The following is a 13933-nucleotide window of genomic DNA, read 5'->3' on the forward strand; positions in this document are numbered from 1 at the left end:
ACGCGCCGGCTCTTGACGCCCCCTCGGCGCCGTCACAGAAGCCGCTGGTGACCGACACCGTCCCCCCCGCCGCTCCCGCTGAAGACTCCGCGCCAAAGAAGGGCGGCGGGCTTCTGAAGTCGTCGGCGATCTATTCCGGCCTGACCCTGGTCAGCCGGTTCATGGGTTTCGCGCGGGACCTGGCCGTCTCGTACCGGATGGGGGCCAGCGCCACCCCGGCCGCCGACGCCTACAACGCGGCCCTGGCTTTCCCGAACCTGTTCCGCCGGTTCTTCGCCGAAGGCGCTTTCGCGGCGGCCTTCGTGCCGGCCTACGCCAAGTCGCTGCAGCGCGACGGCGAGGAGAAGGCCGACATCCTGGCCGCCGACGCCATGGCCACCCTGGCGGCCTCGACCATCCTGATCACCGTGATCTGCCAATTGGCCATGCCGTGGCTGATGATGCTGATCAGCCCGGGCTTCGGCTGGGGCACCGAGAAATACAAGCTGGCGGTGCTGCTGACCCAGATCACCATGCCGTACCTGCCGTGCATGGCCATCGTCGCGCACCTGTCGGGCGTGTTGAACGCCCGCGACCGCTTCATTCTTTCGGCCGGCGCGCCGATCCTGCTGAACATCTCGACCCTGATCTTCATCCTGCCCCAGACCAGCGCCGTGGGCGCGGCGACCTGGGGCTCGATCGGCGTCGTGGTCGCCGGTGTCGCCCAGGCCGCCCTGCTGGTCTGGGGCGTCAACAAGTCGGGGGCCAAGGTCCACTGGCGGCTGCCGCGCCTGACGCCGGAAGTGCGCGAGCTGATCGGCAAGGCCATCCCCGGCGCCCTGGCGGCCAGCGCCACCCAGGTCAACATCTTCATCTCCGGCAACCTGGCCAGCCACGTCCCGGGCGGCCGCACCTGGCTGGCCACCGCCGATCGCCTTTACCAGCTGCCGCTGGGCCTGGTGGGCGTGGCCATCGGCGTGGCCCTGCTGCCGCGCCTGTCGCGCGCCGTGCATTCGGGCGACAAGGCCGACGCCCAGAGCGCCATGGACCAGGGCGTGACCCTGGCCATGGCCCTGACCCTGCCGGCCGCCGCGGCCCTGATCGCCATGCCGGGTTTCCTGTCGGACGGCCTCTACACCCGCGGCCAGTTCACCGCCTTCGACGCCAGCCAGACGGCGGCGGCGCTGTTCTTCTACGGCCTGGGCACCCCGGCCTTCGTGCTGCAGCAGCTTTATTCGCGAGCCTTCTTCGCGCGCGGCGACACCAAGAGCCCGATGCGGTTCGCCCTGATCTCGGTGGCGGTGAACATCGCCTTCGGCGTGGTCCTGTTCCAGCTGGTCGGGGTCAAGGGCATCGCGGCCGCGACCGCCATCGCCTCGTGGATCAATGTCGGCCAGATGGCCTGGGCGCTTTCGGCCAGGAAGGACTACGGCCCCTCGCCGGAAACCTGGTCGCGCTTGGCGCGGATCCTGGTCGCCAGCCTCGGCATGGGCCTCTTGATGGCCGCCGCCTCGCACTACCGCGACCTGATCGAGGCGCCGTTGCGGAGCCTGGGCCTGACTGGCCACGCGATCGGCGCCAAGGAGTTCGCCCTGGCGCTGACCTGCCTGGCCGGTGTTCTGGTCTATCCGCCGCTGCTGTTCCTGTTCGGCGGGGTCAAGCCGGCCGAGCTGAAGGCGGTCCTGCGCCGGAGCAAGGCTTGATCCATGCCCGCGAGGAGGCTAACCAGCGGGGCATGGCTCCGATCGGTCTCCTCGCGCCGCGATGGCGCGGCTCTCTCTGACCTTGATCTCCGCGTCTCGACGCGGTTCGCGCCTCTGCGCGCTCGCCAAATCCTTCGAATTCGACAGCCAAGGCTGAAGCCATGACCGACCAAGCTCCCGTCACCTATACGGGTCCGTCCCGCGTGCTCTCGGGCGTCCAGCCCTCGGGCGCCCTGCACCTGGGCAACTATCTCGGCGCGCTGGTGAAGTTCACCCGCCTGCAGCACGAGATCGACACCTTCATCTTCGTGGCCGACCTGCACGCCATCACCGTGTGGCAGGACCCGGCGCTGCTGGCCCAGCAGACCCGCGAGATCGCCGCCGCCTACATCGCCTCGGGCCTGGACCCGGACAAGGCGACGATCTTCCCGCAGTCGGCGGTGCGAGAGCACGCCGAGCTGGCCTGGATCTTCCAGTGCGTGGCCCGCCTAGGCTGGCTGGACCGCATGACCCAGTTCAAGGAGAAGAGCGGCAAGCACAAGGAGCGCAGCTCGGTGGGCCTCTACACCTATCCGGTGCTGCAGGCGGCCGACATCCTGGTCTACAAGGCTACCCATGTGCCGGTCGGCGAGGACCAGAAGCAGCACCTGGAACTGACCCGCGACATCGCCGGCAAGTTCAACCACGACTTCGGCGTCCCGGGCGGCGCGCCGGCCTTCTTCCCGCAGCCCGAGCCGCTGATCCAGGGGCCGGGCGCGCGGGTCATGAGCCTGCGCGACGGTTCGGCCAAGATGAGCAAGTCCGACCCGTCGGACTATTCGCGCATCAACCTGACCGACACGGCCGACGACATCGCCGCCAAGGTCCGCAAGGCCCGCACCGATCCGGAACCGCTGCCGGAAACCCTGGAGGAGCTGAGCGCCCGCGCCGAGGCCGACAACCTGGTCGGCATCTTCGCGGCCCTCTCCGGCCGGACCAAGGCCGAGGTCCTGACCGAATACGCCGGCAAGGGCTTTGGGACCTTCAAGCCGGCCCTGGCCGACCTGGCGGTCGAGACCCTGGCTCCGGTCGGCGAGCGCATGCGCGGCCTGTTGGGCGATCCGGCGGTGCTGGACGCCATCCTGGCCAAGGGCGCGGAGAAGGCTCGCGAAGCCGCCGCCCCGACCCTGGCCGAGGTCAAGAAGCTGGTCGGCTTCTGGGGGGCCTAGAAAACCGAGACTTGAGGTTCGGCTTGAAGCGGCGTCATCTCGCGAAATGACCGACGCCGCTTCCCCTTCTTTGTCTCAGGGCCGCCGCAAGTTCCTCGTCGTCGCCGACGACAGCCCGGAGTTCGCCGCGGCGCTGAAATACGCCTGCCGCCGCGCCCGCTCGACCGACGGCCACGTGGCCCTGCTCAAGGTGATCTCGCCGGCCGAGTTCGAGCACTGGAGCGGCGTGCGCGAGGAGATCGAGCGCCAGGAGCGCGAGGAGGCCGAGGTCCTGCTCCAGTCCCTGGCCGCGCGGGTCGTGGCCGAGACCGGCCTGCCGCCCGAATTCATCATCAAGCACGCCGACAGCACGCGGACGGCGCTGAAGGCGGTGGTCGCCGCCGATCCCAGCATCAAGATCCTGATCCTGGCGACCTCGACGGCCGGTCGTGGCCCGGGCCCCCTGATCGCGGCCATCGCCAAGGAAGGCGTCGGCTTCGCGGGGCGCAAGCTGCCGGTGACCGTGGTGCCGGGGGACCTGACGGATGAGGAGATCGAGGAGCTGGCTTAGTTTCCTTCTCCCCTTGCGGGAGAAGGTGGCGCGCAGCGCCGGATGAGGGGTCGCGCAGACCAAAACCGCCGCAACGGCGGTCAGGCTGTCGCGGCGGCTTCTGTCTTCAACCCCTCACCCGACCGCCTTCGGCGGCCACCCTCTCCCGCAAGGGGAGAGGGATCAGGTGCGTTCGGGAATTCTGACCATCATTCGCTCGTAGCCCTTCACGAAGGTCGAGTAGACGCGCTTGGGTTCTTCCAGGACCTCGATCTTGGGGAAGCGCTTGAGCACCTCCTCCCAGACGATCTTCAGTTGCATCTCGGCCAGGCGATTGCCCACACAGCGGTGGATGCCGAAGCCGAACGACAGGTGGCGGCGGGCTTGCGGGCGGTCGATGATAAAGGCGTCGGCGTCCTCGATGACCGTGTCGTCGCGGTTGCCCGAGACGTACCACATCACGACCTTGTCGCCCTTCCTGATGGTCTTGCCGTTGAGTTCGAAGTCCTCCAGGGCGGTGCGGCGCATGTGGGCCAGCGGGGTCTGCCAGCGGATGATCTCCGAGACCATGTTCGGGATCAGGCTGGGATCGGCGCGCAGCTTGGCTTCTTCCCGCGGATTCTTCGACAGGGCGTAGAGGCCGCCGGTCAGCGAGTTGCGGGTGGTGTCGTTGCCGCCGACGATCAGCAGGATGACGTTGCCCAGATACTCCATCGGCGGCATGTCGCGAGTGGCCTCGCCGTGGGCCAGCATCGAGATCAGGTCGTTGCCGGGCTCGGTCTGGTTGACCCGCTCGTTCCAGAGATTGGTGAAGTAGCCCAGGCATTCGAGCAACTCGGCGCGGCGGGCGTCCTCGCTCTCGACGAGGCCGCTCTCGGGCGAGGCGGTGGCGACGTCGGACCAGCGAGTCAGCTTGCGGCGCTCTTCCCAGGGGAAGTCGAACAGCGTGGCCAGCATCTGGGTGGTCAGCTCGATCGAGACCCGGTCGACCCAGTCGAACGGCTCGTCGATCGGAAGCGTATCCAGGATCTGGCAGACCCGTTCGCGGATGATGCCTTCCAGCCGGCCCAGGTTCTGCGGCGAGACGATCGGGCTGACCGTCTTGCGCTGGATGTCGTGCTTGGGCTGGTCCATGGCGATGAACATCGGCAGGACGAAGTCCTCGTCGAAGTCGCGGATGGTGATGCCGCCCAGGTGCGCGTCCGACGAGAAGACCTGGTGGGTCGTGTCGACGGTCATGATGTCGTTGTAGCGGGTGATCGACCAGTACGGCCCGATCTCCTCGTCGCCCCTGGAATAGTGGACCGGATCCTCTTTCCGCAGGCGTTCGAAATAGGGCCACATGGCGTCGGCCTGGAACAGGGCCGGGTCGGCGACGTGATAGTCCTCGAGCGGAATGGAATAGGCCTTCGCGCGGGCCGCCTCTTTAAGGTCAACCGAACCATCGCTCATCTGGGATCCTCCCGCGGATCGTTGTTCCGCGGGTATGACGCCAGAAAATGACGCCTGTGTCACTTTCAAAATGCACGGTTCGCTCGCTCTTGCGTCACGAGGCCGCGAGGTCCATTTCAGGGCCATGTTCATTCAGACCGAAACCACCCCGAACCCCGAGGTCCTGAAGTTCCTGCCAGGCCGCGAAGTGCTGGGCCCAAATACTTCGGGGGGCGGCGCTCGTGAGTTTCGCACGCCCGAAGAAGGCGAAGCCTCGCCGCTGGCCAAGGCGCTGTTCGACCTGGGCGACGTGACGCGGGTGTTCTTCGGTCCCGATTTCCTGACCGTGACCAAGGGCGAGGACGCCCAGTGGCCGCACCTGAAGGCGCCGATCCTGGCGGCCATCATGGACCACTTCACCAGCGGCCGGCCGGTGCTGCTGGACGCGACTCCGAGCGCCGACGGCGGGCACGACGATGACGGCGTCTATGACGAGGAAACCTCGCAGATCGTCGCCGAGATCAAGGAGCTGCTCGACACCCGCATCCGTCCGGCCGTGGCCCAGGACGGCGGCGACATCGTCTTCTCGCGCTTCGAGCCGCAGACGGGCGTTGTCTGGCTGCACATGCGCGGCGCCTGCTCGGGCTGCCCGTCCTCGTCCGCGACCCTGAAATCGGGCGTCGAGAACATGCTCAAGCACTATGTGCCGGAAGTGACGCGGGTCGAGCAGACGCTGGGCTAGATCTCGGCGGCCAAGCTTGCGCGACGCGGCGGAAGTCCTTACTGTAACTATCATAGTTGCAAATAGCTTCCTCAAGGATCGCTCATGGCCAAGCTCGAAGACGCCACGCTCGCCCAGCTCTTCACCGAGGCGCGCACCCGCAATGGCTGGGATCCCACCCCGCTGCCGGAAAGCGTCCTGCGTGAGCTCTATGAACTGACCAAGTTCGGCCCGACCGCGGCCAACTCGACCCCGGCCCGCTTCTATTTTCTGACCTCGGACGACGCCAAGGCGCGTCTGGCCAAGCATTCCTCGGGCTCGAACGCCCCGAAGATCCGCCAGGCGCCGGTGACGGTGATCGTCGGTTACGACCTCGATTTCCCCGAAACCCTGCCCAAGCTGTTCCCGCACGCCCCGGGCGCCAAGGACTGGTTCAACGACATGACGGCCCGCGAGTGGGGCGCGCTGCGCAACAGTTCGCTGCAGGGCGGCTATTTCATCCTCGCCGCGCGGGCCCTGGGCCTGGACGTCGGCCCGATGTCGGGCTTCGACAACGCCGGCGTGGACGCCGAGTTCTTCGCGGGCACGAACATCAAGAGCAACTTCATCGTCTCGATCGGCCACGGCACGGAAGAAGGCCTGTTCCCGCGCAACCCGCGCCTGGACTTCGACGAGGCCGCCAAGATCCTCTGACTTAAGTGACGCTCTCCTGTCGGCTTTGCCGACAGGTTGGGTGACGGCGGAGGGACGTCGGGCTAGAACGCTCTCATGACCCTCCGCCACACTCTCCTCGCCCTGCCGCTCGTGCTGCTGGCCGCCTGCGGGCCGGCCAAGAAGGACGAGACCGCCGCCACGCCGACCGCTCCGGCCGGCGACAAGCCGCCGGTCACCGTCGCCATCGCGCCCTACTCGGGCGGCCCGCTGAAGGTGACCAAGGACGGCGTCGGGCCGATCAATGGCTCGACCGCCTTCGATCTCGCCACCTTCAAGGCCCTGTTCCCGAAGGCCAAGGTCGATCAGGCCTTCCTGCACTTCGGCCAAGGCCCGGCCCAGCCGATCATCAATATCGAGCAGGACAATGTCCCGCTGGCCGAGATCGGCAAGACGGATGAAGGCGAGATCGCCTATGTCCGGGTCAATGCCGGCGACGCGCGCGGTCCCAGGGACGAGCAGTTGCTGGCCAAGTGGGCGGATCTCGGCTTCACCGCCGACCAGTGCCGCGCCGGCGAGGGCCGCGAGGTCAACGCCGTCATCTGCGTCCGCCCCGAGGCCGCGACCGTGTCCTACGTGTTCGGCGTGCCCGGCTGGACCAAGGGCGGCGTTCCCCCCGAGGCGACCCTGAAGGCCAAGGCCCAGCTGAACGAATTCGTCTGGCGCCCGGCCGAGGCCGCCGTGGTCGGCGCCGGCTGACCTCGTGATCCTGTCGATCGACACCTGCCTCGGCGCCAGCTCGGTCGCCGTGCTCGACGGCGAGCGCGTGCTGGCGACCCGCGGCGAGCCGATGACCCGCGGCCACCAGGAGCGCATCGGGATCATCGCCCGCGAGGTCGCGGCCGAGGCCGGCGTGGCCTTCGCCGACTTCAAGCGCATCGGCGTCACGGTCGGGCCGGGTTCGTTCACCGGCCTGCGCGTGGGCCTGGCCTTCGCCAAGGGCCTGGCGACGGCGCTGTCGATACCCTGCGTGGGCGTCAACACGCTGGAGAGCCTGGCCTACGGGCATAGGGGCTTCGTCGCCGCCGTCATCGATGCGCGGATGAGCCAAGTCTATATCCAGGTGTTCGCCGACGGCGTCTCGCTGATGGCGCCCGACGCCCTGGACCTGGGCGAAGCCGCCGCGCGCCTGGCCGAGCTCTATTCTGGCGGACCCGCGACCCTGGTCGGCTCAGGCGCGCCGTTGCTGGCCGATACGCTGAGCGTCGCGACGGTGTTGACCCCGGCCGCGCCGGATCCCGTCGCCGTCGCCCGCCTGGCCGCCGCCAAGTCCGCGCCCGCCCATTCGCCCCGGCCGCTGTATCTGCGCGCCCCCTACGCGACATTGCCCGCCGCCCAAGTCGAAACATGAACCTGCGTCCTGTCGGCTCGGAAGCCGCGTTCGATCTCGCCGACCTGCACGACAAGGCCTTTCCCCGGCCCTGGACGGCGCTGGAATTCGACGAACTGCTGAAATCGCCCGGCGCCTTCGCCATCCTGGGCGAGGCCGGCGAGCCTGCGGAGGCCAAGGGCTTCATCCTGTGCCGCTCGATCGCCGGCGAGGCCGAGATCCTCACCATCGCCGTCGATCCCGCCGCTCGCCGGCGTGGCTGGGGCGCGGCCTTGGTCGAGATCGCCGCCGGGATCGCGACCGAGACCGGTTCCGAGGCGATGTTCCTGGAGGTCGCCGCCGACAATCTGGCGGCTGTCGCCCTCTATCAGGCGACCGGTTTCGCCAAGGTCGGCGTTCGCAAGGGCTATTATCCCCATCCCGATGGGGCAAAGGACGCGCTTGTCATGCGCCGGGCGCTTAACACTTAGCAAGCGACCGCCTATCTTGCCGGCGACTCAGACGGAGGCTCCGCCGTGGATCGACTCGAAAAAGCCTGTATCGAAAAAGGCATGCGCATGACGGACCAGCGCCGCGTGATCGCGCGCGTGCTGTCGTCGGCCGACGACCATCCGGACGTGGAAGAGCTGCACCGTCGCGCCCACGCCATCGATCCGCACATCTCGATCGCCACGGTGTACCGCACCGTCCGCCTGTTCGAGGAAAGCGGCATCATCGAGCGCCACGACTTCCGTGATGGCCGCTCGCGCTACGAAGAGACGCCCGATCACCATCATGACCACCTGATCGACATGAAGACCGGCAAGGTCGTCGAGTTCGTGGACGAGGAGATCGAGGCCCTGCAGAACGCGATCGCCCGCAAGCTTGGTTACAAGCTGATCGACCACCGGCTCGAACTCTACGGCGTGCCGCTGGAGGACTAAGCGCGCGGAGGTGTGACCTCCGCGACCTTGCGCGGCGGGGCTCCCGACCCCATAACCTCGCCGGATGAGCGAGACCCCGCAAAAGCGCCTCTTTATCAAGACCTACGGCTGTCAGATGAACGTCTATGACAGCGAGCGCATGGCCGATGTCCTGCGCCCGCTGGGCTATGGCGTCGTCGATGACCCCGAAGGCGCGGACCTGGTGGTGCTGAACACCTGCCACATCCGCGAAAAGGCCACCGAGAAGGTCTATTCCGAGCTCGGCTATATCAAGCAGATGAAGGACCGGAAGGCCGAGAGCGGCGGTCGCATGACCATCGCCGTGGCCGGCTGCGTGGCCCAGGCCGAGGGCAAGGAAATCATGCATCGCCAGAAGGCGGTCGATCTGGTCGTCGGGCCCCAGGCCTATCACCAGCTGCCCGAGCTGATCGCCCGCGCCCACCGGGCGACCGGTGAGCGACTGGCCGCCGACTTCGCCGCCGACGAGAAGTTCGACGCCCTGCCGGCCGAGCGCCACGTGACCGGGGTCACCGCGTTCCTGACCGTGCAGGAAGGCTGCGACAAGTTCTGCACCTTCTGCGTGGTGCCCTATACGCGCGGCGGCGAGTGGTCGCGGCCGGTGAACGACATCGTCGAGGAGGCCAAGCAATTGGCCGGCAAGGGCGTGCGCGAGGTCACCCTGCTGGGCCAGAACGTCAACGCCTATGACGGCGACGGCTCTTCTTTGGCGAAGCTGGTTCGCCGGCTGGCGGACATCGATGGCCTGGACCGCATCCGCTACACGACCAGCCACCCGCGTGACATGGGCGAGGACTTGATCGAGGCCCACGGCGAGCTGCCGGAGCTGATGCCCTACCTCCACCTGCCGGTGCAGGCGGGGTCGGACAAGATCCTCAAGGCCATGAACCGTGACCACACGGCCGAAAGCTATGTGAAGCTGATCGAGAAGATCCGCGCGGCCCGTCCCGACATCGCCATGAGCGGCGACTTCATCGTCGGCTTCCCTGGCGAGCGCGACGGCGATTTCGAAAAGACCTTGGAGCTGGTCCGCGAGGTCGGCTTCGCTAGCGCTTTCTCGTTCAAATATTCGCGCCGCCCGGGCACACCCGCCTCGGCCATGCCCGGCCAGGTCGACGAGGCGGTCAAGGCCGAGCGCCTGGAGCGCCTGAACCAGCTGCTGGACGAGCAGCAGCGCGCCTTCAACGCCAGCCAGGTCGGCAAGGTCATGCCGGTGCTGTTCGAGAAGTCGGGCCGCCACCCTGGCCAGATCGTGGGTCGCAGCCCATATCTGCAGGCCGTCCATGCCGAAGGCCCCGAAAGCCTGATCGGGACGATCGTGCCTGTCCGTATCGAGAGCGCCGCCAAGATGAGCTTGGGCGGGGTGCTCGAAACCAATCCCGCTCTGGAGACCGCTTGAGTCGTACGCCTGAATTCCTGCCGCTGTCCGACGACGCCGTCGTCGCTGTTTCCGGTCCGTCGGGCCGTCACGCCGCCCTGATCGAGGACGCCTTCAAGGTGTTGATCGAGACCCCGGGCGGCGGCGTCACCATCACCGGCGACGCGCGCGGCCGCACCGGCGCCAAGCGGGTGTTGCAGACCTTGGCCGCCCGCGCCGACGCCCGCGAGGAAGTGGTCGAGGCTGACGTGCGCATCGCCATCGGCTCGGCCCACGAGACCGGCGGCCAGGCCTCGCCCCGCGCGGTGCGCAAGGGCAATGTCTCGCCGAAGACCAAGGGCCAGGCCCACTACATGGAGGCGATGGCCACCCATCCGTTGTCCTTTGGCCTGGGTCCCGCCGGCACCGGCAAGACCTTCCTGGCCGTGGCCCACGGGGCCGGCATGCTGATGCGCGGCGAGGTCGATCGCCTGATCGTCACCCGTCCCGCCGTCGAGGCCGGCGAGAAGCTGGGCTTTCTGCCGGGCGACCTGAACGAGAAGGTCGACCCCTACATGGCTCCGGTCTGGGAGGCCCTGACCGACATCATGGGCGCCGACCAGTTGCGCCGCCGCCGCGAAAAGCTGGAGATCGAGGTCGCCCCGATCGCCTTCATGCGCGGCCGCACCCTGGCTCATGCGTTCGTCATCGTCGACGAGGCCCAGAACTGCTCGCGCCTGCAGATGAAGATGGTCCTGACCCGGATCGGCGAGGGGGCCCGCATGGTCGTCACCGGCGACCCGACCCAGGTCGACTTGCTGAACCCGCGAGACTCGGGTCTGGCCCACGCCGTTTCGATCCTGGAAGGGGTCGAGGGGGTGTCGATCTCGCGCTTCACCTCGTCGGACGTCGTGCGCCATCCGCTCGTCGAACGGATCGTCAAGGCCTATGACGCGGACGCGGCCCAAAGCACGCCGAGATAAGAGCACTCCCCGTTAAATGACCATCACCGTAGACATCGAGATCGAGGACGAGGCCTGGACCACGGCGGAAGCCGAGACCGAGGCCCTGGTCTGGCGCGCGGCGCAGGCCGTGCTGGATGCCCATGAGGACATCGAAGGCCAGGGCATCGTGATCCTGCTGACCGACGACGACAGCGTCCAGGCCCTGAACCGCGACTTCCGCCAGAAAGACCACGCGACCAACGTCCTGTCCTTCCCGTCGCCGCCCAACCCGGAGGGCCAGATTGGCGATATCGCCCTGGCCTACGGCGTCTGCGCGCGCGAAGCGGCCGAGCAGGGCAAACCCCTGGGTCACCATCTGCAACATCTGGTGGCGCATGGCGTGCTACATCTCTTAGGATACGATCACGAGGGCGACGACGAGGCGGAAGCCATGGAAGCGCTCGAACGCGAAATCCTGGCGGGTCTGGATGTTCCTGATCCTTATGCCGAACCAGATCTTGTTTCTGGCGATGAAGAGGGGCGCTAAACAGGGCCATGCCCAGCGACGAGCCTAGTCAACAGCCCGCCGCTCCGGTTCGAAGAAGCCGGGGCGTGCGGGCGTTCTTCCGACGCATGCGCAAGCAGCTGACTGGCGGCGGCCAATCCGCGCGCGCGCCCGAACCGCCGCCCGCGACCGGCGCCGTCGACATGGTCGACCAGGCCGAAGCGTTCCAGATGCTGCGGGTCGCCGACGTGATGACCCCACGCGCCGACATCGTGGCCATCGAGCTTTCCGCGCCGTTCGAAGCGGTGGTGGCCCAGTTCGCCGAGGCCGAGCACTCGCGCATGCCGATCTATCGCGAAACGCTGGACGACCCGGTGGGCGTCGTCCACGTCAAGGACATCTTCCGCCTGCTGTCCGACGACGAGAAGCGTCCGGCCGCCGGCGATCAGGTGCTGAACAAGCTGCGCCGTGATGCGTTGTATGTGCCCGCTTCGATGAAGGCCGCCGACCTCCTGCTCCGCATGCGCACCAGCCGTATCCACATGGCCCTCGTCATCGACGAGTTCGGCGGCACCGACGGCCTGGTCTCGATGGAAGACCTGATCGAGGCGGTGGTCGGCGAAATCGACGACGAGCACGACGACGCGGCGGCCGCGGCCATCGTGGCCCGCCCCGGCGGGATCTTCGAGGCCGAGGCCCGCGCGCCGCTGGAAGAGCTGGAAGCCGCGGTTGGCCGCAGCCTGGCCCCCTCCGACATGGAAGAAGACATCGACACCGTCGCCGGCCTGGTCGTGGCCCTGGCCGGCCGTGTGCCGCAGCGGGGCGAGGTGATCGCCCATCCCGACGGCTATGAGTTCGAGGTGGTCGAGGCCGATCCGCGCCGGGTGCGCCGGGTGCGGATGCGCGGCGGTCCGTCGCCGGCGACGTCTCGCGCGCCGACGGCCGAGAACGTCCCAAGGACCATTGGGGCCTCGTGAGCGTCTGGAGTCGCTTCCGCGCGAAGCCTTGGAGCGGGCCGGTGCTGGCGCTGCTCACGGGCCTCGCCGCCGCCCTGGCTCATCCGCCCTTCGGTCTGCTGCCCGGTATGCTGGGCTATGCTGGACTGCTCCATCTGCTGGACGACGTCAACGACCTAAAGCCGTTGCGCTCGGCGTTCTGGCGCGGTTGGTTGGCCGGCGTCGGCTATTTCGGTCTCGGCACCTGGTGGATCGGCGAGGCCTTCATGGTCGATGTCGCCAACCAGGGCTGGATGGCGCCGTTCGCTATCGCCGCCATGGCCTCGGGCCTGGCCGTGTTCTGGGGCGGGGCGGGACTGCTCTATCGCATCGGTCGCCCCGCCAGCGCTTGGCGGGTGCTGACCTTCGCCGGCGCCTTCGCGGCGCTGGAGTGGTCGCGGGGCCATGTGCTGACCGGCTTTCCGTGGAACCTGCCAGGCGAGACCTGGCGGGCCGGATCCTGGCCGTCCCAGGCCGCCGCGCTGGTGGGCGCCTACGGCCTGACGTGGATCACGCTGGCCATCGCCGCCGCGCCGGCCGTATGGCGCGAGGGCGGAGCCGGTAAGGTCGCGCTGGGCGCCAGCGTCGCGGGCCTCGTCGCCCTGCACGGCTATGGCGCGGCGGCCGTGTCACGACCGCTGGCCAAGGGGCCGCCGGTCTCCGTGCGCATCGTCCAGGCCGATATCCAGCAGGACGTCAAATGGGATGCGGCCAGCTTCTCCCGGATCGTCCAGTCCTATGTCTCGCTGACGGCTAGGCCCTATGCCGACAAGCCGGCCGACCTGGTGATCTGGCCCGAGGGCGCCCTGCCGGCGGCGCTAAACGACTATCTGGCCCCTGGGACCTGGGTCCGACAGGCGATCGTGGACAGCCTCCAGCCCGGCCAGACCCTGCTGATCGGCGGCTACCGTTATGAAGGATCGGCGCGGAGCCCGGTCTACTACAACAGCCTGATCGCCCTGCGTCGCACGGAGAGCGACCTCGAGGTCGTCGGGATCTACGACAAGCACCGCCTCGTGCCGTTCGGCGAATATCTGCCGGCGGAAAAATTCTTGACCGCCATCGGCTTCAAGAGCCTGGCGCACCTGGGCGACGGCTTCGCTACCGGCCCGCGCCCAGCGCCGCTGAAAGTCGGCGACGGTCTGCTGACCCAGCCGCTGATCTGTTACGAGAGCCTGTTTCCGGGCCTGGCCAAGCCTGATCCAGAGGTCCGGGTCCTAATCAACGTCTCGAACGACGCTTGGTTTGGCGTGACGTCGGGGCCGTTACAGCACCTGAACCTCGCCAGCTACCGGGCCATTGAAAGCGCCAAGCCGATTCTGCGGGCGACACCCACCGGAGTCAGCGCTGTCATCGACGCGCGTGGTCGAATCATCCCTGGAACCCGGATGGATCTAGGAAAAAGTGGAGTGATCGACACCGTTATACCAGGTAAGGGTGAGCTTACACCCTTCGACGACTTCGGTGATCTCGCGTTTTTCGCGCTTCTACTGATATCTGCGGTTGCGTCAGCTCGCCGACCGAGGGGTAAGTCCTTTTCTTCTATTGCACGTGTGAAAGACTTAGGCTGAATTAAAAC

The 13933-nt window shown here is 67.7% G+C and carries 16 protein-coding genes; 15 read left to right on the top strand and 1 reads right to left on the bottom strand.

Annotated elements, in window-relative coordinates; translation table 11 throughout:
• Positions 1 to 47 precede the first annotated feature (47 nt).
• From murJ to ACW173_RS07700, 4 genes are all read left to right on the top strand, one after another.
• The gene (murJ, locus tag ACW173_RS07685) at positions 48 to 1682 is read left to right on the top strand and encodes a murein biosynthesis integral membrane protein MurJ (protein ID WP_492084347.1); all 1635 of its coding nucleotides are present in this window, start codon (positions 48 to 50) and stop codon (positions 1680 to 1682) included.
• 32 nt (positions 1683 to 1714) lie between these two features.
• Complete coding sequence (locus ACW173_RS07690) at positions 1715 to 1762, top strand: hypothetical protein (RefSeq protein WP_492085942.1); 48 nt, start codon at positions 1715 to 1717, stop codon at positions 1760 to 1762.
• Positions 1763 to 1843: 81 nt separating this feature from the next.
• The gene (gene trpS / locus ACW173_RS07695; RefSeq protein ID WP_492084348.1) at positions 1844 to 2890 is read left to right on the top strand and encodes a tryptophan--tRNA ligase; all 1047 of its coding nucleotides are present in this window, start codon (positions 1844 to 1846) and stop codon (positions 2888 to 2890) included.
• 46 nt (positions 2891 to 2936) lie between these two features.
• Positions 2937 to 3440, top strand: coding sequence for a universal stress protein (locus ACW173_RS07700; protein WP_492084350.1), 504 nt, complete (start codon positions 2937 to 2939; stop codon positions 3438 to 3440).
• Positions 3441 to 3602: 162 nt separating this feature from the next.
• Here the strand turns inward: ACW173_RS07700 and ACW173_RS07705 are convergent, their stop codons facing one another.
• Entirely contained in the window at positions 3603 to 4871 is a 1269-nt protein-coding gene (locus ACW173_RS07705) for a cytochrome P450 (RefSeq protein ID WP_492084351.1), read from the bottom strand.
• Between the two features lie 124 nt (positions 4872 to 4995).
• Between ACW173_RS07705 and ACW173_RS07710 the strand changes: the two genes are divergently transcribed.
• From ACW173_RS07710 to lnt, 11 genes are all read left to right on the top strand, one after another.
• Positions 4996 to 5592 (top strand): NifU family protein, encoded by a 597-nt coding sequence (locus ACW173_RS07710; RefSeq protein ID WP_492084352.1) that lies wholly within the window; start codon positions 4996 to 4998, stop codon positions 5590 to 5592.
• Positions 5593 to 5676: 84 nt separating this feature from the next.
• Positions 5677 to 6264, top strand: a complete 588-nt coding sequence (locus ACW173_RS07715; protein WP_492084354.1) for a malonic semialdehyde reductase — start codon at positions 5677 to 5679, stop codon at positions 6262 to 6264.
• A gap of 75 nt (positions 6265 to 6339) precedes the next feature.
• On the top strand, positions 6340 to 6981 hold the full coding sequence (locus ACW173_RS07720) for a DUF1131 family protein (RefSeq protein WP_492084355.1): 642 nt from the start codon (positions 6340 to 6342) through the stop codon (positions 6979 to 6981).
• 4 nt (positions 6982 to 6985) lie between these two features.
• Entirely contained in the window at positions 6986 to 7633 is a 648-nt protein-coding gene (tsaB, locus tag ACW173_RS07725; RefSeq protein ID WP_492084356.1) for a tRNA (adenosine(37)-N6)-threonylcarbamoyltransferase complex dimerization subunit type 1 TsaB, read from the top strand.
• Positions 7630 to 8082, top strand: coding sequence for a ribosomal protein S18-alanine N-acetyltransferase (gene rimI, locus ACW173_RS07730; protein WP_492084358.1), 453 nt, complete (start codon positions 7630 to 7632; stop codon positions 8080 to 8082). The genes tsaB and rimI overlap by 4 nt, the downstream gene beginning before the upstream one ends.
• A gap of 45 nt (positions 8083 to 8127) precedes the next feature.
• Positions 8128 to 8535, top strand: coding sequence for a Fur family transcriptional regulator (locus tag ACW173_RS07735; protein ID WP_125158899.1), 408 nt, complete (start codon positions 8128 to 8130; stop codon positions 8533 to 8535).
• 64 nt (positions 8536 to 8599) lie between these two features.
• Positions 8600 to 9952, top strand: coding sequence for a tRNA (N6-isopentenyl adenosine(37)-C2)-methylthiotransferase MiaB (gene miaB / locus ACW173_RS07740; protein ID WP_492084359.1), 1353 nt, complete (start codon positions 8600 to 8602; stop codon positions 9950 to 9952).
• The gene (locus ACW173_RS07745; protein WP_492084361.1) at positions 9949 to 10893 is read left to right on the top strand and encodes a PhoH family protein; all 945 of its coding nucleotides are present in this window, start codon (positions 9949 to 9951) and stop codon (positions 10891 to 10893) included. The genes miaB and ACW173_RS07745 overlap by 4 nt, the downstream gene beginning before the upstream one ends.
• A gap of 34 nt (positions 10894 to 10927) precedes the next feature.
• On the top strand, positions 10928 to 11401 hold the full coding sequence (gene ybeY, locus ACW173_RS07750; RefSeq protein WP_492085944.1) for an rRNA maturation RNase YbeY: 474 nt from the start codon (positions 10928 to 10930) through the stop codon (positions 11399 to 11401).
• A gap of 8 nt (positions 11402 to 11409) precedes the next feature.
• Positions 11410 to 12336 carry a transporter associated domain-containing protein gene (locus ACW173_RS07755; protein WP_492084363.1) on the top strand — a complete coding sequence of 309 codons (927 nt, stop codon included), beginning with the start codon at positions 11410 to 11412 and terminating at the stop codon, positions 12334 to 12336.
• The gene (gene lnt / locus ACW173_RS07760; RefSeq protein ID WP_492084364.1) at positions 12333 to 13925 is read left to right on the top strand and encodes an apolipoprotein N-acyltransferase; all 1593 of its coding nucleotides are present in this window, start codon (positions 12333 to 12335) and stop codon (positions 13923 to 13925) included. Before ACW173_RS07755 ends, lnt begins: the two co-directional genes overlap by 4 nt.
• Positions 13926 to 13933 lie beyond the last annotated feature (8 nt).

The organism is Caulobacter sp. ALps2 (assembly GCF_058681635.1).